Here is a 19,013-nt window from a genome sequence, read left to right on the forward strand (position 1 = left end):
TTCGAGCCTTACCATGTTCCCATTTCAGAACAAAGAGTGTACATTTTGACTCGGATAAGCCTCCGGTGACGGAGCATGATTTTGTCGGGGTGAAATGGGCAAGCGCAGAAAGAGCGGGATCACAGGGCCGACGCCGGACGACTATTTTGCGGCTGGGCCTTTCGAGTTCGCACGCTTCGGCAAAACGATGGTTGGGCGTTCGCGAATGGCACCTCAGCAATTCGCCGATGTTCAGCAGCGTATGGTCGCTCGGCTTCCTGAGGTCGTTCGGGAAATCGACGAGCTTGTTTTGCAAATTGCTGGTCAAGTCGCGGAGTTACCTCCGGGTCGGTTGCTGCATCGGGCTTATTGGGAGTTTGCCGGATTAGCGATCACCCAAGGAACCCATGCCGTCGAGCAGGCTGGAGCGATCCGAATGCTCGACTACGTTCAAAGCTTGATCGCCTCTGTCCCGCCCACTGAACAACAACCCAGCGATGTTAGCGAGGAGGCTTGGGACCGGCTGGGGAGCAACGTCAAAACGCTTTTTGACCGGATCACGATTGAGTATCAGACCTGTCTCACGGCATCTCGGCGTGCGGCGGACCCCCAACTCGATATGGAACTGGAGGAGTTTCGCTTTCGTGCGGAAGGCATGTGGATGCATGTGCGTGGAAAGCGCTATCAACCTCATGAGCATATAGCGCTGGCCGAACTGCTAGCGCCGCATTCAGACGTTCTTGTCCGGCTATTTGGCATGTCCGCTGCGGGTATCGCGGAGGAACTGGATAAGATTTTGCGCAAGCTGAGCGGCGGAGCCGCTATGTCCATGTTGGCGCTTAAGAAGCTGCATGAGGACAGCATTCCAAGAATGGAAGCACTTATCCAGTCGGGTGAGGCGCAGAGCATTGAGGAAGTCAGGGAAAAGCTGTTTGGCGATCCAGCCTTTGCGGCCCGGCGTGATGCGGTCATGGGCGAAGTTGCGGGCCTAGACCTATTCGATGTTGCGAAAGTTACTGATCTACCTCAGCCATTGATCGACGCACTTACTTGGTCTCCGGGTGAAGATAAGGAGTTCATGGCTGCGGGTGAGTTTGCGGGTTGGCCTCTGCGTGTCTGGCCGACGATGAAGCGCCCTTTTATCCGTATAGACGGGCAGGCAATGTGCTTCGAGATGTGGGGGCTATTCGATAATATTTATCGAGCGCTTCAGCGCCTCATTTTGAAGCTGGAGCCGGACTATCGGGAGCAATGGAATGCCGGTCAGCAGGAAGCCAGCGAAGCCATTCCGATCACTTACTTTGATAAGCTGCTTCCCGGCAACCAGAGCTTCGCACCCATAACCTATCAATGGCGTACCGGGGCAGGCAAACAGCAATGGTGCGAATGTGATGGACTGGTAATCTACGACGATCACCTTTTCGTTTTTGAGGTGAAGGCAGGTGCCTTTACCTACACCTCTCCGGCTACCGATCTGGACGCGCACCTCGCCTCACTTCGAAATCTCCTTGCTGCGCCAGCAACACAAGGCAGTCGCTTTCTTGATTATCTGGAAAGTGCCCCGGAAGTGCCGATCTTCGATGAAGCGCGGTCCGAGGTTGCTAGGCTGAAACGTGCCGATTTCCGCCAAGTCACAATCCTGGCCATGTCGCTTGACGCCTTTACGGAATTGGCTGCACGAGCGCATCATTTGTCCAAGGTCGGACTAGAGCTAGGGCCGAGGCCGGTTTGGGCGCTGTCGATCGATGACCTCAGGGTATATGCTGATGTTATCAATAATCCGCTGATTTTTCTTCATTACGTTGAGCAGCGAATGCGGTCGGTGACGAACCAGCGGATAGACCTAGACGACGAAATGGATCATCTCGGGCTATATCTAGCTCAGAACAATTATGACCAATTCGCCCGTGAATTCGGCACTGGTAGGGACGGACAGCTTCGCTTTAACGGCTATCGAGAACCCATAGACGAGTTTTATTCCGCAGTCATAAACAGTGAAGAGCCTGCTCCGCCGAAGCAGGACATGCCTGTCCGGTTCGCAGAGATTATTGAGGTGTTGGCCTCCTCGCCTAAACCGGGGCGTGCCTTTCTCGCTTCCTTCCTTTTGGATAGCGGGGGTGAGTTGCGCACAATGATCGCTGACGGCATCGCCAATCAACTTGAGGGTAATTCTCGCCTACGACGCCAACGCCCGTTTCTGGTCGCTGGAGAGAGGCCTTTCACGGTTTGCACTTGGTCTCCGAGCGTGCCTCGCGTCGAAGGTGAGGCGTTGGATTACACACGCTCTATTGTCGCGTCGAACGGTGGTGCCGAACGGTTGCTGATCGAACTTGAATATAACGGGCTGGACCGGCTGATCGACGTTCATTGGCAAAATGTGTCGCTTGATGGCTTGAGTGCGGATCAACTCGCCAAAGCGCAATTGCGTGGGGCAGTCGGTAAGCAGCAACGTGTTGCGCTCGCTCGTAAGAACGGAAAAATCGGCGTCAATGAGCAATGTCCCTGTGGCAGCGGGAAGAAATATAAGCGCTGCTGTCGGCCGTAGTCTGGTGACAGGGCTTTACACCACTGGCGGCAACGCTTGTGTCAGCCGAGCAATATCGCATTCCAAGGCAGCACTGATGCGACATAGGACGGTGAAGGTGACGTTGCGCTCACCCCGCTCTACAGCGCCGTAATACGACCGATCCACATTGGCCGCCAAGGCAAGCGCCTCCTGCGTCAGGCCGATGCTCTTACGCTGCGTCCTGATCCGTTTGCCCAATTCATGAAGGATAGCCCCTTCGTCCATCGAGCAGGATAGACGACAAATGATGACTTTCAGTCCACGGGCATTTATACCTCATTTTGAGGTGGCGATTTTCCGGGGGCTGACTGTCAATGTATCGAACAGCTATCGCTCTTGTAGCGTTGGTCTGCGCCACGGACGCTTTCGGCCAGTCCACCAGCACGACGATGGATATGGGTGGCGGGATGACCCACGTTGATACGATGGGACCGAACGGTGCGATGAGTTCGTCCAATTGCATGAGCATGGGCGGAAGCATGACAACCTGTCAGACGATGGACATGAGCCAGCCGAACCGTAGTTACCCAACTCCCGACATGAGCCGCCCGCAATGGACGTATGCGAGGCCAGACTTTAGCCAGCCGGAGCCTGCCTATCCGGTCCCTTATGTTAGCCGTCAGCTCACACCCATCCCGGTGGCTCCTCGGGCGACGCTCGCCGGTCGAGATGGAAGCAATCCCACGGCAGCTAAGGTTGGCGATGTTGGGGGCGTTCCTATTCTGCCAGTTCCAATGACGCTGATTTCCTCGAAGCCGATCCCGAAAGGGACACCAGATTGGGCGCACTTTGGTACGCCTGAGATCGCTTTCTCTGATCGAGGCAAGGTCGCGACCGAATACACCGTCAGCTACTTAGGACATGCCCTATCATTGATCGGGCCAAATGGGCTGGCAATCGAGGATATTCGATTGGGGTTCGAGGAAGCGTGGCGCGATAATCCTTGGGTGGAATACACCTCCAGCGGCTCGGGCAGTGTCTATTCCTACAACATAAAATCAGAGACAGTTTACAGCGACCGTGTGGAGGTCTGGGTGATGGCGGACCATTCCAAAAACCGGACAATCAAGGCCCGAACGTCGAAGTTTCTGTATGAAATTAAATGCGAGAGCCAGACCATTCGAGAGTTGCAGTCTGCCGAGTATGACGCGGGTGGGAGAGTCCTGTCATCGTTTGACGCGCCAGACACACCTATCCGCGTGATACCGGAAACCGTTGGCAGGGCGCTCTATGACGAGATGTGCAAGGTCAAGTCGTAGTTTGCGGTTCCATTAGATGAAGAATTTCTTCTAGTGATAATCCGATATCCTATTACTTTATAATAGGATTATATCCAACACTTGATTTATAAACAAAGATCATTTCATTCTTCAATTCATCTTTTTGTTCAGCGTCAACGATAAACGAGTCATGAATGGGGAGGCAGGTTATCCCTTTCGCTTTCAGGTTGGTTATGATGTCGAGAGCAATATCGGACTCACGGCGTTGCAGCTTGATGCCAGCCTCTGAAAAGAATGAGCCAGCAATCGGGGCATGTTTCGCCTTGAGCATCTCCGCCACCTCGATCCGCGAGAAGTAGGGGCGGAAGGTTTGCCTGCTGGGCATCCGTATGCGCTCGTTTCGTTTTCCCTCTCGCCCATTGATGAGGGCTTGCATCATCCGTTTGACCGGCTCCCGGAAATGAGCCTCACCCAGACCGTGGGCGTCCTCACATTCCACTAACGGAGCAAGCAAATACGGGTCGTCCTGATAGTCTATGCCGTCCAAGTGATAGAGCATTCGGATCAGGCAACCGGAGAAATCGAGTTCCACGGTCGGCTTTCCGTTGATGGTGATCCGCTTCCGCAATTCCTTGGGGCAGTTGATCCACCAGCCGCCATAGAGCCGCCCGCCATCGTCAAAACTGCCATTGTTGAATTGCCGATACAGGCATTTCCTGAGCAGTTCGGGCTTGACGTATGCCAATTTCCCTCTGGACCGTTCCTTGTTCATCCGGGCCGTGAGGTGTGCCACCTCCTCAGGTGACAGGGCTACGCCAATGTCCTGTTCGCCCAAGAATGCGCTGTAATCCTCCAGCCGAGTTGCCCAACTCCGTCGATCCTTGTTGAAGCCGAAGGCCATCAATTCGGTATCCCGGTTTCCTTCGCGAAGCCGGAGAGTCCGGTCGCCTGGCATCCGGTAGATTAGGGCTTGCTCTGTTGCCCCCGCTTCCAACGCCATGAACAGCAGGGCAGGAGAAGCCGTGAGCGTAGTTGCCGCAACCTTATGCCTGCCCTTCACCCGTTCAATCAGTCCGGCATCGGCCAGCAGCTTCGTGGTGCGGGCCATTGCCTTGCCGTTGAGCCAGACCGGCTTGCCCTTGTAGGCAGATGCACGAAGCTGCACCGCGACCAAGGCCGGGTTATGAAAGCTGGTGCAGCGGATGGCATTGGCGATCAGCTTGCGGACAAGCATCTCGTGGTTGTGCTGATCCTCGTCACACCGCTTGATCTTACGGGTATCGACTATCGCAATTGCTGCCAGTACAGCCGTAGTCATGGCCGTGCCGACTGGCTCCCGAAAGTCGTACCCCTCGTCAAACCATGTGCCTTTCTGGGCCTCTGGGAAGGCGCTGGAGCCGCGATGAGCAGGGCGGGCGGGTTCGGTTATGTCGAAGTCAGAAATCGCCTGTAGTGTGTTCGCAGGGGCTGGGGAGGCGGTGTTACCCGCCCCCAGCATAGCCTTGTCATAAAACATGGTTCCCGCCCCTTATGCTGCGATAGCTGCAACGAAGGCTTCGATCTCTCCCCGAACATATCGGGGGCAGGTGCCGATATAGCGGGCATCCACATTGAGTGTGTGAGGAAGGCCCTTGGCGCGTTTGTGCCGCTGCACCCTCACCCAACTTGTTGACAGGTTCAGCTTCCGGGCAACGTCCTTATCAGTGTAAAAATCAGGTTCGATCTGCATCGCATCTCCCTTTTATGGACGAGCGAAAGCCCCGTGCGGGGCGGGGCCTCGAACGGAGCATTTGGCTATTGGTCTAGTGAAACAAGGATAGGAGAAACCTCCCATCCTTATAATAATATTACCCTATTTTAACCGATTTGTCAAGGGAAAACTGGCATTTCGGGCTGGAAGAGAACGGAATTGCAATCTCCATTCCTTCCGACAGCATTGACTTTGCTAGACTTTATCTAGTTTCCGCTAGTCCCGCCGCCCTTATGCGAATGCCGCCGCCGCTTCCTTGTCTCCGCGATCCACCGCGTAGTGCTTGGCCAGCATCGCGGTTCCTGTGTGACCAAGCCGCCCCGCGACGGTGCGAACGTCAAACCCCTTGCCAACAAGAATGGTGGCATGGCTACGGCGAAGATCATGCAGCCGCACATCCTTTAAGCCCGTCGCCTTCCACAACGCCGTCAATGACCGCTTCACCGTGGTAAGGGACAGAGGGAAGAGCCTGTTGTCGCCATCCTCGCGCGGCAGGATGCGAAGCGCCGCGAGGATCAAGATCATTTCAGGGGTGCAACTGACATGGCGAGACTTGCCATTTTTGCTGTTCAACACCTCCACCACGATATGATCGGCCTCGACCTCTCTAACATTGGCCCATGTCAGCCCGACGATTTCCGAACGGCGCATTCCAGAGTTGTAAGCCCACGAAACGAAGTGACGCAGCCACCCCCGCTTCTGTTGTGGAGTGACCTCTTTCTTGTCCTCTTGCTCCCGCTCGATCCGTTCGCAGGTATCCAATATCGTCTGATATTCCTGCTCAGTAACGAACCGTTGTCGTGCCTCAACGCCTCTAATCTTGTCGGCGCGTGATGAAGGGTTGCGCTCGATCACCCCGCTACGGACGGCATCGTTCATAATCGCGTTGAATGTGGCCATCTGCCGCTGCACCGTGCCGGGTGCGAGTGTGGTCCGCTGGTGGCCAATCCACTTGTTCACATCCGCAACGCTGATCGCGTCCAATGCTTTCTTGCCGAAGCTGGGCATGAGCGCCGAATGGACGTGGCCTTTGACGATGCCATAGCCTTTCAGTGTCGATTGCTTCCGCGTCAGCCAGTCCGTTGCATAGGTGTTGAACGATTGGACCTGAGCGGTTTCCAGTGGCTCGCCCCTATCTGCTCGCCCCTGTAGGCGCTCACGCTCCGTTTCAATCTGCTGCCACGTCCAAGACGCTTTGTTGCCTGCCTTATGCTCTATGGAGCCTCCTACAGGCACTGTCCGACCGTTATAGACGCCCCCGTGGGGAAGTCTGATTTTGATCCACACCGTTACGCCACGACTCCCGCGAAACAGGCCGATGCCGTCGCAGTAAGCGGGGCGCTTAGCCATTTTGGCGGGCAGCGAAGCCAACAGCTTCTCATACTTCGTATATCGGCCAGGGCGACCGACCGGGAGTCGGGTTTCCGTCATTCGTTGTCATTCCTCTCGGGCTTGATTTTTGGGAGATACGCCCTCAAATCCGCAGTGGGGATTTCAGTGGGGTATAGTGTAATTATATGTCAAAATCGCCCAAAAGTCAATCCCCACCCTATCCCCACTCGCAACGGTTTTAACCCCCCATATCGGCCAATAACCGCAGAAACTCTGGAGTTTAGGAAATGGCGAAAATCCGGGAACGGCAGTAACGAGGAAGATGCCGGAAAACAGGTGATGCCGACCTTGCCAAGGTTGGGGTCGAGGGTTCGAATCCCTTCGCCCGCTCCAGAAATCGCAGAAATCTGCGATTTTCTAAATCTTCGGTTTTCCCGAACACCAAAAATCCCGATATACGGATATCCGGATTTGGGGACGGACTTTGGGAAAAATCGGGTTTCAACGATTCTGCATCGGACGCGGACGATCACCCTGATCGCAAAGGTCGGCCGGGAAAGAACATCCTCGAATCAAAGTCTTTTCGGGATGGTGGAATCTACCTCTTCCTCCGAGGGGACTACAAAAAGCCAATCTGATTCTGTCGGATCAGGAATGAGTAGCGAAGCAGCTGGTATCAAGGCCGGATTCTCACAACCTGTAGGGACCAGATGGTTCCGGGAGGCCGGCGGTATGCCACCAACGATGTTCAGGGAGACAGCGAAGCCGCTGTCGGGAAGATATCTTTCCTTGGCGGAGCGCGAGGAGATAGCGCTGCTCCTCGTGCAGAACTATAGCTTGCGGGAGATTGGTCGACGGATTGATCGTTCTGCTTCGACGATCTCGCGTGAGGTTCGCCGCAATGCAGCCACGCGCGGTGGTCGTTCGAGTTATCGTGCAACCGTGGCCCAGTGGCATGCCGAACGGTCCGCTCTCCGCCCCAAACCGGAACAGGTTGCAAGGCGCCTGATCATCGATTTCCCGAATGACGAGACAATGCGCATCAGTCACAAAGCTATTATCAGGCGCTTTACGTCGCGAGTTGACTGCCTGCCTGAGAACAGGACGGACCTTACGAATGCCGCACGGACGTACCGCCCTGCGTGGCAAGAACTTCGTTTCAAGCGATATCATGATAAGCCAACGTCCCGCTGAGGCCGACGATCGGGCAGTGCCGGGCCACTGGGAAGGCGATCTCATTTTGGGCCTGGGCAGTTCGGCGATAGGCACGCTGGTCGAGCGCACGACGCGCTTTACGATGTTGCAGCACCTACCGCGAATGGAAGGTCATGGTGTTGGCCCAAGTGTTAAGAATGGGCCAGCGCTTACAGGACATGGGGCCGACGCAGTACGCGATGCAATCACGCGTACCATCATGACCTTGCCCGCCCAAGGCCACCGCGCTGGCCACCGCCCAGTTCGCGACCCTGCGCCTGAGACTACTCAAAGTCGCGGCCCGCGTCATCGCCGCAGCGCTCAGGCTAATCCCGACATAGCCCGTACGGCCCTGCCGCCCAGCCCCAGAACCCCGTCCTTCAATCTCGCAAACCTATCGAACATCTGCGGTGAAATAGACGCGCCACGATCGCTCGTCCCGATCACCCCCATCTGGCAATCTTTGCCCCGGGCGGATGGAAAGAACGTCGTCACGAATAATGCGGGCTAGATGCCGTCGGGGGGGCGCCCAACCCAACAGATCATTCCTTGCATCAGTGGACGCTATCTTGATACTTGCCAAGGTTGGACTTCCCCCGCGGCCATCCAAAGCCCGTCATTCACTCCCATCCTCCATCCAGCCAAGAAGCAGAAGGCCGAGCCGCTCCTGCAATGCTGGGGACAGTTCCATCAGTACGCGCCGGCCATCGCGGAAGTCCCGCCGCCGCAACAGCAAACCCCGTTCCACCAGCATAGCGATATGGCGTAGCGCGCTGGTGGTGGGCACGCCCGATGCGATGCAGAGGCTGGATATACTAACCTCCCGCCCTTCGCTGGTGCTGGCGAACAGATCCAGCAGCATGTCCCAGACCGGCTCACCAAACAGATCGACCCCGAAAATCTGGTCGCGGCGGCGGCGTTGCCCCAACAGCTTGCGCGCATAGGCGCCAACATCAGGCAGGGGGTCGTTGGCGGCCGCATCCTGCGAGGCGGGCGGACGCACACAGGAGAAGGTCATGACCATCTTCCACGGATGCATTGGCTGCTGCGGCGAAAAATTTTGGAAAACGGGACCATTCGCCTCTCCTTGAGGCGATGAAATATGTCCAAAATGGCGGGTTTCCGCGTCCCCCCTTGAGAGGGGGTTACTGAACGAGATCGGAAAGGGCGATATGGCCATCCTGAAGCGCGCGCATCACCAGCTGGATACGACGTGCCACGCCGTAGCGGGTCCGGGCGGCGTCCAGATATTCGGTAACCGTGTCCTCCTTCAGCCCCAATATGCGCCCGATTTCCCAATCGCTTTTGCCGCGCCCCGCCAGGACGATGCAATCGAGTTGCCGGGGGGTCAGGGCGACCCGCTCAACGGGGAGTGCTCCTTTTTCCGTCAGTGCCCGAGCCGTCTGGAAAGCGAAGGCGCCAACCAGTTGCACCATGCCCAGATGATGATGCGGCAAGGCCCGTCCCGTCCGCATGGCGAAGCTGCAGGAGGCGCTGACCTGCCCAGGCATGTGGATGGGGACGGTAAATCCGTCGCCCAGCCCCTCTTGCGCGGCGGCTTTCATGACATCGCGCTGGCGGTTGGTGATCCGGATGATGTCGGCCACCTCCGACCAGGCGAAGGCGGCGTTGGTCCGGTTGCTCGCCACGACGATCGGGTCCCAGCTGTAAAGCTCTTTTTCAAGGAAAGTGCCGACCCAGGATTCGGGATAATTTTCCAGCCTTATCATGGTTTCGCCGGCGCTGCGGTGGTCGACATGATGGATGAGCGCATAATGGGAGAAGCCAAGCTCCCGGCTGATCTGGTCCAGCCGCAGCGCGAGTTCGCTCTGGTCCACCGCCTGTCTGATGGCGTCGATAAAGGCCTGCCCCTCACCGAGCGGCGAGAGTGGCTGCGCGCCCAATCTCCCTTTCATGCCTCCTATCCCCGATCATTCAAAATTCACCACGATATCATAATCATGACGCAGGATCGGGGCAATCGGGAAAGGCATGGGGAGGACCGCCGAGGGACGGCGGTCCTCCACTGGTCCTTATTCGGCGGCAGGCAGGTAGATTTCGCTGCCCTGCTTTTTGAACGCCTCGCTCATTTCGGCCATGCCTTTTTCAGCCTCTTCCGCCGCGATGAAGCTGTCGGCGGGCTGGTTCTGCTTCGCCGCGAAGTCCCTCACCTCTTGCGTGATCTTCATCGAGCAGAATTTGGGGCCGCACATGGAGCAGAAATGCGCGCTCTTGGCGCCTTCGGCCGGAAGTGTCTGGTCGTGATATTTTTCCGCCGTATCCGGGTCGAGCGACAGGTTGAACTGGTCGCGCCAGCGGAACTCGAAGCGGGCGCGGGAGAGCGCGTCGTCACGGACCTTGGCGGCGGGATGGCCCTTCGCCAGATCGGCGGCATGGGCGGCGAGCTTGTAGGTGACGACACCCACCTTCACATCGTCGCGATCCGGCAGGCCGAGATGCTCCTTGGGCGTGACGTAGCAGAGCATCGCCGTGCCGTACCAGCCGATCATCGCGGCGCCGATGCCGGACGTGATATGATCATAACCCGGCGCGATGTCGGTGGTGAGCGGCCCAAGCGTATAGAAGGGCGCCTCGCCGCAGGCCTCCAGCTGCTTATCCATATTCTGCTTGATTTTGTGCATCGGGACATGGCCCGGCCCCTCGATCATCACCTGCACATCCTGTTCCCAGGCGCGCTTGGTCAGTTCGCCCAGCGTGTAGAGTTCAGCGAACTGGGCTTCGTCATTGGCATCCGCGATCGATCCGGGACGCAGGCCATCGCCCAGCGAATAGGCGATGTCATAGGCCTTCATGATCTCGGTGATCTCGTCGAAATGCTCGTAGAGGAAGCTTTCCTTGTGGTGCGCGAGGCACCATTTCGCCATGATCGACCCGCCGCGCGAGACGATGCCGGTGACGCGCTTGGCGGTCATCGGGATATAGGGCAGGCGCACGCCAGCATGGATGGTGAAATAGTCGACGCCCTGCTCGGCCTGCTCGATCAGCGTGTCGCGGAAGATGTCCCAGGTCAGTTCCTCGGCAATGCCGCCGACCTTCTCCAGCGCCTGATAGATCGGCACGGTACCGATCGGCACGGGCGAGTTGCGCATGATCCATTCGCGGGTGTCGTGGATATTGCGGCCGGTCGACAGGTCCATCACCGTGTCCGCGCCCCAGCGGATCGACCAGACCAGCTTGTCGACTTCGGACGCGACGTCGGAGGCGACCGCGCTGTTGCCGATATTGGCGTTGATCTTCACCAGGAAGTTGCGGCCGATCGCCATCGGCTCCGATTCCGGGTGGTTGATGTTGTTGGGGATGATGGCGCGACCACGGGCGACTTCGTCACGGACAAATTCGGGCGTGACATAATCGGGGATCTCCGCGCCCCAGTCCTGCCCGTCGCGGACATATTCGGCGAGGCGGGCGCGGCCCAGATTTTCGCGCTCGGCAACATATTCCATCTCCGCCGTGATGATGCCGCGGCGGGCATAGTGCATCTGGGAGACGTTCATGCCCGGCTTGGCGCGCAGCGGGCGCCTGACGGTGTTCGGGAAAGGCTGGACGCCGCCGCTGCGGTCAGGGCCTTTCAGGCCATTATCTTCCGGCTGGATCGCGCGGGCGTCATATTCCTCTACATCGCCACGGCCGATGATCCAGTCGCGGCGGAGTTGCGGAAGTCCCGCCATGATGTCGATGCGGGCGTTGGGGTCCGTGTAGGGGCCGGAGGTGTCGTAGACGCGCACGGGCAGCTCGCCGCTGCCGGGTTCGAGGTCGATCTCCCGCATGGCGACCTTGAGCGGGCCGACATGGATTTTGCGGGAACCACGAATGGGTCCGGTGGTGACGCGCATCTCGGTGCGGGCCTCAGGGCTTCCGGTGGAAGCCCGTTCAATCAAGGAATCGACATCTGCCATAGGTTCGTCCTTTCAGGCGGTAATAGTGGCGCGGCCCGTCAGGCCTGCGAGGAAGAGGAGGACGCCCAGCACGATCGAGACGATCGCCCAGACGCGGATGAATTTGAGGGACCAGAAACCGATCCGGATCAGCGGACCGGGGACAGCGAGCAGTAGGGCGCCCTCGATCAGGGCGACATAGCCAATGGCCGAGACGATGATGGCGAGGGGGTCGGTCCAGATGCTGTGGATCAGCACCAGCGCCGCGCCGACCGCGAACACCGGGAAGCCAAGTGCCATCACCAGGCCCGGCGATCGTTCCAGATCGTCCATCATCTGCCGCCAGCGCTGGGGCGCGGTCAGGCCGCCAATGCCGATGACGATCATGTAGAGGCCGATGGCTTCGGCCAGACGCAAGGTCAGAACGGAAATGCTGTCCATGATCGCCGTCCTCCTCTTGCGCTCTTGGGCGGAGGACGGGCGCGGGCTGTCTCATGCGAACAAGCCGTTCCCTCCCTACGCCGGTCTTATCCGGATCAGGTTCAGCGGGTCGCGGCCACGTCAGCCGCCTCTCAACCGTCTGTGGACGGTCCCCCGGGGATGGTTCTGCGTGTAGCCGATGCGGCGCGCGAACGGAAGCCTTGTTTGATCGTCGCGATTTCCGAGCCGTGAAATGTATCATTTCACTCGAAATCGCTTAGTTGCGACGCTGGACAGGCTGTCGGCTTTTCCGCTTTATTGCCGGCGATGAAGCATCCCGATCTGTCGACGAAAGAAGGACGCAAGGCGCATCGGCATGAGATGCGCATGGTGGCTGTCCGGCCGCGCCGCTGGGGCCTGTGGCTGCTGACGGCGGGGTTTCTGCTGCTGCTGGCGCCTTCCGCGCTGAACATGCACAGCCTGTTCGGGCTTTGGCCGCCGATGCTGGGGGGGGCGTGCATCATGGCGGGCGCGCCGCTGCTGGTGGCGAGCGTGGTGCTGAAGCGGCGCTATGCGCGGCAGAGAGACGCCGGGCAGGCGATGGTCGGACGGATCAGGGGTGAGCCACCCGCATAGGATTTGGGTGACACAGGTGACACGATGGAAGCTGCGGGAAAGCGGCGGTTCGTGGCGCGGGTTCACGGTTCAAAGAGCGGGATCGCGATACGCTCTGAGGCGGCCTGTAGGACAGCAAAATCAACGGGTGAGCCGATAGCCGCCATTTGATCAGCAATGGAGGCGGGACAGGGCCTCTTCCTTACCGATGAGCGGGAGGAGCTGGCCCATGTCGGGGCCGTGATCCATGCCCGTCAGCGCGCGGCGCAGGGGAAGGAACAGCGCCTTGCCCTTGCGGCCGGTTTGCGCCTTCAGCGCTTCGGTGAGGGTGCGCCAGATGGTGGCGTCAAACGCCGCTTCCGACAGAGCGGCCTGCGCGAGGGCGAGGAAGTCGCGATCTTCCTCCGCCGGTGCGGGGGCGTCGATCGGGCCGGTGACGATCCGCCACCAGTCGGCCGCGCCGGATACCGTTTCCAGATTGGGGCGGATGGCGTCCCAGGCGGTTTCGTCCATGCCATCGGGCAGGCGGGTGGATACCGCGCTGTAGGGCAGGAGGTGGACGATCTTCTGGTTGAGGGTTGCCAGTTCCGCCTCGTCGAAGCGCGCGGGCGCGCGGCCGAAATGGGCGAAATCGAAGCTGTCGATCAGCGGCTGGATGTCCACAAAAGGCTCGATCGGCTGCGAGCTGCCGAGGCGGGCGAGGAGCGAGGCAATGGCGGCGGGTTCCAGGCCGGTTTCGCGGAAATGCGCGACGCCGAGCGAGCCGAGGCGCTTGGAGAGCTTGCCTTCGCTGCCGGTGAGCAGGGCTTCATGGGCGAAGGCGGGCAGGCCTGCGCCCAGCGCGGTGAACATCTGAATCTGGGTGGCGGTGTTGGACACATGGTCCTCGCCGCGCAGGACGTGGGTGATGCCCATGGCGATGTCGTCAATCACCGAGGGGAGCATGTACAGCCAGCTTCCGTCGGCGCGGCGGATCACCGGGTCGGAGAGCAGCTTCGGGTCGAAGCGCTGATCGCCCCGGATCAGGTCGGTCCAGGCGATGGGCTGGTCATGATCCAGTTTGAAGCGCCAATGGGGCCGGCGCCCTTCGGCTTCATAGGCGGCGATCTGGTCCGGGGTCAGGGACAGGGCGGCGCGGTCATAGACCGGCGGCAGGCCGCGCCCCAGCAGGACCTTGCGGCGCAGGTCCAGTTCCTGGCTCGTTTCATAGGCGGGGTAGACATGGCCCGAGGCCTTGAGGGCTTCGAACTGCGCTTCATAGAGGGCGAAGCGGTCGGACTGCTTCTCCTCGCCGTCCCAATGAAGGCCGAGCCATTGCAGGTCCGCCTTGATCCCGTCCGCATATTCGGGGCGGGAGCGTTCAAGGTCGGTGTCGTCTAGGCGCAGCAGGAATTGGCCGCCGCTCTTCCGTGCCCACAGCCAGTTATGGAGCGCGGCGCGGATATTGCCGACATGGAGGTTGCCGGTCGGTGACGGAGCGAAGCGGGTGATGACAGTCATAGAGTCCGGAAGGCGTTGGTGATGGGATAACGGCGGTCGCGGCCGAAATTGCGCATGCCGAGCTTGACGCCGGGAGGCGCCTGGCGGCGCTTATATTCGGCGATGTAGAGCAGCCGCTCAATGCGGGCGACGGTGTCGCGCTCGAAGCCACGGGCGACCAGTTGTTCGACGGAGAGTTCTTCTTCGACCAGTCCGTAGAGGATCGGGTCCAGCACCTCATAAGGGGGCAGGCTGTCCTCATCCTTCTGATTATCGCGCAGTTCGGCGCTGGGCGGCTTGGTGATGACGCGGTCGGGCATGACCGGGCCTTTGGGGCCGAAAGCCTCGCCCAACGAGGGGACATTGTCGTTGCGCCAGCGGCAGAGGTCGAACACCGTGGTCTTGTAGGCGTCCTTCAGCACCGAATAGCCGCCCGCCATGTCGCCATAGATGGTGGCGTAACCGACCGACATCTCGCTCTTGTTGCCGGTGGTGAGCAGCATATGGCCATATTTGTTGGACAGGCCCATCAGCGTCACGCCCCGGATGCGGGACTGGATATTCTCCTCGGTCAGGTCGCGCTGGCGGCCGGTGAAGACTTCGGCCAGCATGGAGTCAAAGGCCGCGACGGCGGGCTCTATCGGGATGGTGTCGTAACGGACGCCGAGCAGGCGGGCGCATTCGACGGCGTCGTCCAGGCTTTCCTGGCTGGTGAAGCGCGAGGGCATCATCACGCACCAGACCCGGTCGGCGCCCAGCGCATCGACGGCGACGGCGGCGGACAGGGCGGAATCGATGCCGCCAGACAGGCCCAGCACCACGCCGGGGAAGCGGTTCTTGTTCACATAGTCGCGCAGGCCGAGGACCATGGCGTTGTAGATATCGGCCGGGCGGGGATCGAGGGCGTGGCGCTCGCCGGGGAGGCAGACCCACTGGCCGTCCCATTTCTCCCAGTTCGTCAGGACCAGCGCTTCCTCCCAGTCGGGGAGTTGCTGGGCGAGGCTGAGGTCCGCGTTCATCACGAAAGAAGCGCCGTCGAACACCAGTTCATCCTGACCGCCGACGCGGTTGAGATAAATGAGTGGCAGGCCGGTTTCGCGGACGCGGGTGCCGGCGACGGCGTTGATGCGGCGGTCGTCCTTGTCGACCTCGAACGGGCTGCCATTGGGGCTGATCAGGATTTCCGCGCCCTCCGCCCGCAGATGCGCGGTGACGAAGGGGAACCAGATATCTTCGCAAATGGGCACGCCGATCTGCACGCCCCGGAAGTCGATCGGCGCGGGCAGCGGGCCGGGAGCGAACAAGCGCTTTTCGTCGAATGTCCCGTAATTGGGCAATTCGCGCTTCTGCCGGATGGCAGTGACGGCGCCGTCTTCCAGCAGGGCGACGACGTTGAACAGGACGCCCTGCGAGGCGACCACCGTGCCGACGAGCATCGCCGGGCCGCCATCGGCCGTGGCCTGGGCCAGGCGGTCCAGTTCGTGGTTGGCGCGGTCGACCAGAGCGGGTTTCAGCACCAGATCCTCGGGCGGATAGCCGATCAGCTGGAGTTCGGGATAGACGATGAGGTCGGCCTCCATGGCCCGCGACCGCCATTCCAGCATCGCATCGGCATTGGCGGACAAGTCGCCCACCGACTGCGTCATCTGGGCAAGGGCTATCACGAGTTTGTCGGTCATGATCAGCGCCCGTAGAGCATTTTTCCGCAAGGCGCAAAAGCGCCTTTTCAGCAGGGGGATGCGCCGCTAAAGGGGCGGCGTTCTCGCATCGTCATCAATTCGTCACGCCATTTAGTTCTGGGGGTTTTGGCCATGAAGCTCATGACCGGCAATTCCAACAAGCCGCTCGCGGCCGCCATCGCCGATTATATCGAAATCCCCCTGACCGACGCGAGCGTCCGGCGCTTCGCCGACGAAGAGGTTTTCGTGGAAATTCATGAGAATGTCCGCGGCGAAGACGTGTTCGTGCTGCAATCGACCAGCTATCCGACGAACGACAATCTAATGGAGCTGCTGATCATGATCGACGCGCTGAAGCGCGCGTCGGCCAAGCGAATCACCGCGGTCGTCCCCTATTTCGGCTATGCCCGGCAGGACCGGAAGCCGGGACCGCGCACGCCGATTTCGGCCAAGCTGGTCGCGAACCTGATCACCACGGCGGGCGCCGATCGCGTGCTGTCGGTTGATCTGCATGCAGGCCAGATCCAGGGCTTTTTCGACATCCCCACCGACAATCTGTTCGGCGCACCGGTGATGTCGGCGGACATCCAGGCGCGCTTCGGCGGCAAGAACATCATGGTGGTGTCGCCCGACGTCGGCGGCGTGGTGCGGGCACGGGCGCTCGCCAAGCGGCTCGACAACGCCCCGCTCGCCATCGTCGACAAGCGGCGCGAGCGGGCCGGCGAATCGGAAGTGATGAACATCATCGGCGATGTTTCGGGCCGCTTCTGCGTGCTGATCGACGATATCGTCGATTCGGCGGGTACGCTCTGCAACGCTGCCGCCGCGCTGAAGGCGGCGGGCGCGGAAGAAGTGGTCGCCTATGTCAGCCATGGCGTGCTGTCGGGTGGCGCGGTGGCGCGGGTCGAGGCGTCGGAGTTGAAGGAACTGGTCATCACCGACTCGATCCAGGGCACCGATGCGGTCAACGGCGCGAAGAGCGTTCGTCACCTGCCCATCGCCCCCCTGCTGGGCGAGGCGATCAAGCGCATCGCGGACGAAAGCTCGGTGTCCAGCCTGTTCGACTGAGCGCGCTCGCTTCAAGACAAAAAGGCCGCCGATGTCCGTATCGGCGGCCTTTTTGTTCGAAGTCGCGCGGCGCGACTTTCAGGCGACGGGGAGCAGAAGCAGCGGAACGCTCAGGAAAAGGATCAGCGCGGCGAGGATGCGCTGGCCGCGCGAAATGCCGAGCGGCTTTTCCCGCCAGATCATCGGACAGGCGATCAGGGCCAGCAATATCAGCAGGTTCGACAGCATCACCGATCCGCCGATCGGCAAATCCTGTCGCAGCGCCAGCGCGGCGAACAGGGCCACGAAACTCATGATCCAGCCGACCAGCGCCATGTGCGACTCCCTCAATAGCTATCGGAAGAATAGACGGACGGGATTGCCGAAGGTTTAGAGTATCGTGCGCAAAAGTGGGAACCGGTTTTGCGCCTGACGTCGCGGAAACAAGAAACCGGAGCGTGCGTCCCGCGTCTGATTCAACGTAGCGCGCTCGAGAGGGAAACCGCCCAGGGATCGTAGGAACCGAAGCTCCAGACATTGCCCTCCGGGTCGAGCGCTTCATAGCCGCGGCCGGGATAGCCGATATTGTCATGCGGTTCGGCCACCACCACCGCACCTTCATTACGGGCGTGGAGGCAATGGGCGTCGGGATCGGGCACGACGACATGGATGCAGGCGGTGACGCCGCCCAGATCGCGTGGGGTGGTCCAACTATACAGCGATTCGCCATCCCCGTCCTTCGCGCTGCCCAACATGACCATGCCTTCGCCCAGCACCAGTTCGGCATGGTGGACGATATGGGGGTCGGCCTCATCCTCATAGGAAGCGCGGACTTCGAAACCGAAGGCCGCGCAAAGAAAAGCGATGGCGGCGGGCGCGTCGACATAACGCAGGCATGGGATGACGGGTGAACCGGGCATCTTTCCCTCCTTCATTGTCGCGGCTGAGCCTAGCCTTTCCGCGCCTTTGCCGCTAGGTCCAACGCCATGACGACCCGCGATGACCTGGCCCTTGCCAACCGCCTAGCCGATGCCGCCGGCGCGGCGATCCGCCCCTTTTTCCGGGCCCGCTACGACATGGAGTTCAAATCCGACCAGTCGCCCGTGACCGAGGCCGACCGCGCGGCGGAAGCGGCGATCCGGGCAATTTTGGAGAAGGAACGGCCGCAGGACGGCATCATCGGCGAAGAATATGGCGCGACGCGCGAGGATGCGGAGCGGGTGTGGATTCTCGATCCGATCGACGGGACGCGCAGCTTCATCGCCGGGCGGCCGATTTTCGGGACGCTGGTGGCGCTGACGCAGGCGGGCTGGCCCACCATCGGCATCATCGACCAGCCGATCGCCGGGGAGCGCTGGGCCGGGATGATGGGGCAGCCGACCACCTTCAACGGCAAGCCGGTGACGGCGCGCGCCTGCCGCGATCTGGATCAGGCGATCCTGGCTTCGACCGCGCCGCAGCTTTTCCCCGGTTGCACGGGGGAGCATTTCTCGCGGCTGGCAGGTCAGTGCCGGGATACGGTGTGGGGTGGGGACTGCTATAATTATGGGCTGGTCGCTTCGGGTCATGTCGACATCGTGGTCGAGGCGGGGTTGAAGCTGCACGATCTGGCGGCGCTGGTGCCGGTGGTCGAAGGCGCGGGCGGGCGCATGTGCGACTGGTCGGGAGAGCCCTTGACGCATGACAGTGACGGGAAGGTGATCGCTCTGGGCGATCCGGCGCGGCTGGATGATGTGCTGGAGGCGCTGGCGCAGGGCCACGATCATCATTAGGCTGCTAATAATTAATGGCGAGCGCTCATTTCCGTTCAGGATGGATCCACCCCTGTCGGCGCGC

Annotated in this window: 17 protein-coding genes, 1 pseudogene and 1 riboswitch; of the genes and pseudogenes, 6 read left to right on the plus strand and 12 right to left on the minus strand. The window is 60.3% G+C overall.

Annotation, left to right across the window (positions count from 1 at the left end; genetic code table 11):
* Positions 1-94 precede the first annotated feature (94 nt).
* On the plus strand, positions 95-2,524 hold the full coding sequence (locus tag RUH75_RS00630; RefSeq protein WP_313801122.1) for an SEC-C metal-binding domain-containing protein: 2,430 nt from the start codon (positions 95-97) through the stop codon (positions 2,522-2,524).
* Between the two features lie 15 nt (positions 2,525-2,539).
* Here the strand turns inward: RUH75_RS00630 and RUH75_RS00635 are convergent, their stop codons facing one another.
* Positions 2,540-2,770 (minus strand): helix-turn-helix transcriptional regulator, encoded by a 231-nt coding sequence (locus tag RUH75_RS00635; protein WP_313801124.1) that lies wholly within the window; start codon positions 2,768-2,770, stop codon positions 2,540-2,542.
* Positions 2,771-2,859: 89 nt separating this feature from the next.
* Here RUH75_RS00635 and RUH75_RS00640 point away from each other — a divergent pair, with 89 nt between their 5' ends.
* The gene (locus RUH75_RS00640) at positions 2,860-3,804 is read left to right on the plus strand and encodes a surface-adhesin E family protein (protein ID WP_313801126.1); all 945 of its coding nucleotides are present in this window, start codon (positions 2,860-2,862) and stop codon (positions 3,802-3,804) included.
* A 52-nt stretch (positions 3,805-3,856) separates the two neighbouring features.
* Here RUH75_RS00640 and RUH75_RS00645 read toward each other — a convergent pair whose 3' ends face one another.
* From RUH75_RS00645 to RUH75_RS00655, 3 genes are all read right to left on the minus strand, one after another.
* A complete protein-coding gene (locus RUH75_RS00645) occupies positions 3,857-5,281 on the minus strand; it encodes a hypothetical protein (RefSeq protein ID WP_313801128.1) in 1,425 nt (474 codons plus the stop codon).
* Between the two features lie 12 nt (positions 5,282-5,293).
* A complete protein-coding gene (locus RUH75_RS00650; RefSeq protein WP_313801130.1) occupies positions 5,294-5,494 on the minus strand; it encodes a hypothetical protein in 201 nt (66 codons plus the stop codon).
* 252 nt (positions 5,495-5,746) lie between these two features.
* Positions 5,747-6,946 carry a site-specific integrase gene (locus tag RUH75_RS00655; RefSeq protein ID WP_313801132.1) on the minus strand — a complete coding sequence of 400 codons (1,200 nt, stop codon included), beginning with the start codon at positions 6,944-6,946 and terminating at the stop codon, positions 5,747-5,749.
* Between the two features lie 645 nt (positions 6,947-7,591).
* Between RUH75_RS00655 and RUH75_RS00660 the strand changes: the two are divergent.
* Positions 7,592-8,279, plus strand: a pseudogene (locus tag RUH75_RS00660) (transposase); the annotation flags it as partial.
* Between the two features lie 378 nt (positions 8,280-8,657).
* On the opposite strand, the gene RUH75_RS00665 reads toward RUH75_RS00660, so the two are convergent.
* The 4 genes from RUH75_RS00665 to RUH75_RS00680 form a co-directional block, all read right to left on the minus strand.
* Entirely contained in the window at positions 8,658-9,059 is a 402-nt protein-coding gene (locus tag RUH75_RS00665) for a MarR family transcriptional regulator (protein ID WP_313801134.1), read from the minus strand.
* A 127-nt stretch (positions 9,060-9,186) separates the two neighbouring features.
* Positions 9,187-9,957: a LuxR family transcriptional regulator gene (locus RUH75_RS00670; protein ID WP_313801136.1), complete on the minus strand. Its 771-nt coding sequence runs from the start codon at positions 9,955-9,957 to the stop codon at positions 9,187-9,189.
* A 117-nt stretch (positions 9,958-10,074) separates the two neighbouring features.
* On the minus strand, positions 10,075-11,895 hold the full coding sequence (gene thiC / locus RUH75_RS00675; RefSeq protein WP_409592302.1) for a phosphomethylpyrimidine synthase ThiC: 1,821 nt from the start codon (positions 11,893-11,895) through the stop codon (positions 10,075-10,077).
* Positions 11,896-11,970: 75 nt separating this feature from the next.
* Positions 11,971-12,378, minus strand: coding sequence for a DUF2065 family protein (locus RUH75_RS00680; protein ID WP_313801141.1), 408 nt, complete (start codon positions 12,376-12,378; stop codon positions 11,971-11,973).
* A 56-nt stretch (positions 12,379-12,434) separates the two neighbouring features.
* Positions 12,435-12,543: riboswitch (TPP riboswitch) on the minus strand.
* 141 nt (positions 12,544-12,684) lie between these two features.
* Here RUH75_RS00680 and RUH75_RS00685 point away from each other — a divergent pair.
* Positions 12,685-12,993 (plus strand): hypothetical protein, encoded by a 309-nt coding sequence (locus RUH75_RS00685; RefSeq protein ID WP_313801143.1) that lies wholly within the window; start codon positions 12,685-12,687, stop codon positions 12,991-12,993.
* Between the two features lie 150 nt (positions 12,994-13,143).
* On the opposite strand, the gene gltX is transcribed toward RUH75_RS00685, so the two are convergent.
* Together gltX and RUH75_RS00695 are read right to left on the minus strand one after the other, a co-directional pair.
* A complete protein-coding gene (gene gltX / locus RUH75_RS00690; RefSeq protein ID WP_313801145.1) occupies positions 13,144-14,472 on the minus strand; it encodes a glutamate--tRNA ligase in 1,329 nt (442 codons plus the stop codon).
* Complete coding sequence (locus tag RUH75_RS00695; protein ID WP_313801147.1) at positions 14,469-16,130, minus strand: NAD+ synthase; 1,662 nt, start codon at positions 16,128-16,130, stop codon at positions 14,469-14,471. The genes gltX and RUH75_RS00695 overlap by 4 nt, the downstream gene beginning before the upstream one ends.
* Before the next feature lie 132 nt (positions 16,131-16,262).
* On the opposite strand from RUH75_RS00695, the gene RUH75_RS00700 reads away from it, so the two are divergent.
* Positions 16,263-17,198, plus strand: coding sequence for a ribose-phosphate pyrophosphokinase (locus RUH75_RS00700; protein WP_313801149.1), 936 nt, complete (start codon positions 16,263-16,265; stop codon positions 17,196-17,198).
* Positions 17,199-17,276: 78 nt separating this feature from the next.
* Here the strand turns inward: RUH75_RS00700 and RUH75_RS00705 are convergent, their stop codons facing one another.
* Positions 17,277-17,513, minus strand: coding sequence for a hypothetical protein (locus tag RUH75_RS00705; RefSeq protein WP_313801151.1), 237 nt, complete (start codon positions 17,511-17,513; stop codon positions 17,277-17,279).
* Between the two features lie 140 nt (positions 17,514-17,653).
* Positions 17,654-18,097 (minus strand): VOC family protein, encoded by a 444-nt coding sequence (locus RUH75_RS00710; protein WP_313801153.1) that lies wholly within the window; start codon positions 18,095-18,097, stop codon positions 17,654-17,656.
* A 66-nt stretch (positions 18,098-18,163) separates the two neighbouring features.
* Between RUH75_RS00710 and hisN the strand changes: the two genes are divergently transcribed.
* On the plus strand, positions 18,164-18,949 hold the full coding sequence (gene hisN / locus RUH75_RS00715; RefSeq protein WP_313801155.1) for a histidinol-phosphatase: 786 nt from the start codon (positions 18,164-18,166) through the stop codon (positions 18,947-18,949).
* Positions 18,950-19,013 lie beyond the last annotated feature (64 nt).

Source organism: Sphingobium sp. (assembly GCF_032153725.1).
Lineage (GTDB): Bacteria > Pseudomonadota > Alphaproteobacteria > Sphingomonadales > Sphingomonadaceae > Sphingobium.

Excerpts from the sequence above, each read along its gene's own strand:
- RUH75_RS00685 (WP_313801143.1), top strand. The coding sequence starts at position 12,685 with ATGAAGCATCCCGATCTGTCGACGAAAGAAGGACGCAAGGCGCATCGG.
- RUH75_RS00650 (WP_313801130.1), bottom strand. The coding sequence starts at position 5,494 with ATGCAGATCGAACCTGATTTTTACACTGATAAGGACGTTGCCCGGAAG.
- RUH75_RS00710 (WP_313801153.1), bottom strand. The coding sequence starts at position 18,097 with ATGCCCGGTTCACCCGTCATCCCATGCCTGCGTTATGTCGACGCGCCC.
- RUH75_RS00705 (WP_313801151.1), bottom strand. The coding sequence starts at position 17,513 with ATGGCGCTGGTCGGCTGGATCATGAGTTTCGTGGCCCTGTTCGCCGCG.
- RUH75_RS00700 (WP_313801149.1), top strand. The coding sequence starts at position 16,263 with ATGAAGCTCATGACCGGCAATTCCAACAAGCCGCTCGCGGCCGCCATC.
- RUH75_RS00640 (WP_313801126.1), top strand. The coding sequence starts at position 2,860 with ATGTATCGAACAGCTATCGCTCTTGTAGCGTTGGTCTGCGCCACGGAC.
- thiC (WP_409592302.1), bottom strand. The coding sequence starts at position 11,895 with ATGCGCGTCACCACCGGACCCATTCGTGGTTCCCGCAAAATCCATGTC.
- RUH75_RS00645 (WP_313801128.1), bottom strand. The coding sequence starts at position 5,281 with ATGTTTTATGACAAGGCTATGCTGGGGGCGGGTAACACCGCCTCCCCA.
- RUH75_RS00695 (WP_313801147.1), bottom strand. The coding sequence starts at position 16,130 with ATGACCGACAAACTCGTGATAGCCCTTGCCCAGATGACGCAGTCGGTG.
- RUH75_RS00680 (WP_313801141.1), bottom strand. The coding sequence starts at position 12,378 with ATGGACAGCATTTCCGTTCTGACCTTGCGTCTGGCCGAAGCCATCGGC.
- gltX (WP_313801145.1), bottom strand. The coding sequence starts at position 14,472 with ATGACTGTCATCACCCGCTTCGCTCCGTCACCGACCGGCAACCTCCAT.
- RUH75_RS00630 (WP_313801122.1), top strand. The coding sequence starts at position 95 with ATGGGCAAGCGCAGAAAGAGCGGGATCACAGGGCCGACGCCGGACGAC.
- RUH75_RS00670 (WP_313801136.1), bottom strand. The coding sequence starts at position 9,957 with ATGAAAGGGAGATTGGGCGCGCAGCCACTCTCGCCGCTCGGTGAGGGG.
- RUH75_RS00665 (WP_313801134.1), bottom strand. The coding sequence starts at position 9,059 with ATGACCTTCTCCTGTGTGCGTCCGCCCGCCTCGCAGGATGCGGCCGCC.
- hisN (WP_313801155.1), top strand. The coding sequence starts at position 18,164 with ATGACGACCCGCGATGACCTGGCCCTTGCCAACCGCCTAGCCGATGCC.
- RUH75_RS00655 (WP_313801132.1), bottom strand. The coding sequence starts at position 6,946 with ATGACGGAAACCCGACTCCCGGTCGGTCGCCCTGGCCGATATACGAAG.
- RUH75_RS00635 (WP_313801124.1), bottom strand. The coding sequence starts at position 2,770 with ATGGACGAAGGGGCTATCCTTCATGAATTGGGCAAACGGATCAGGACG.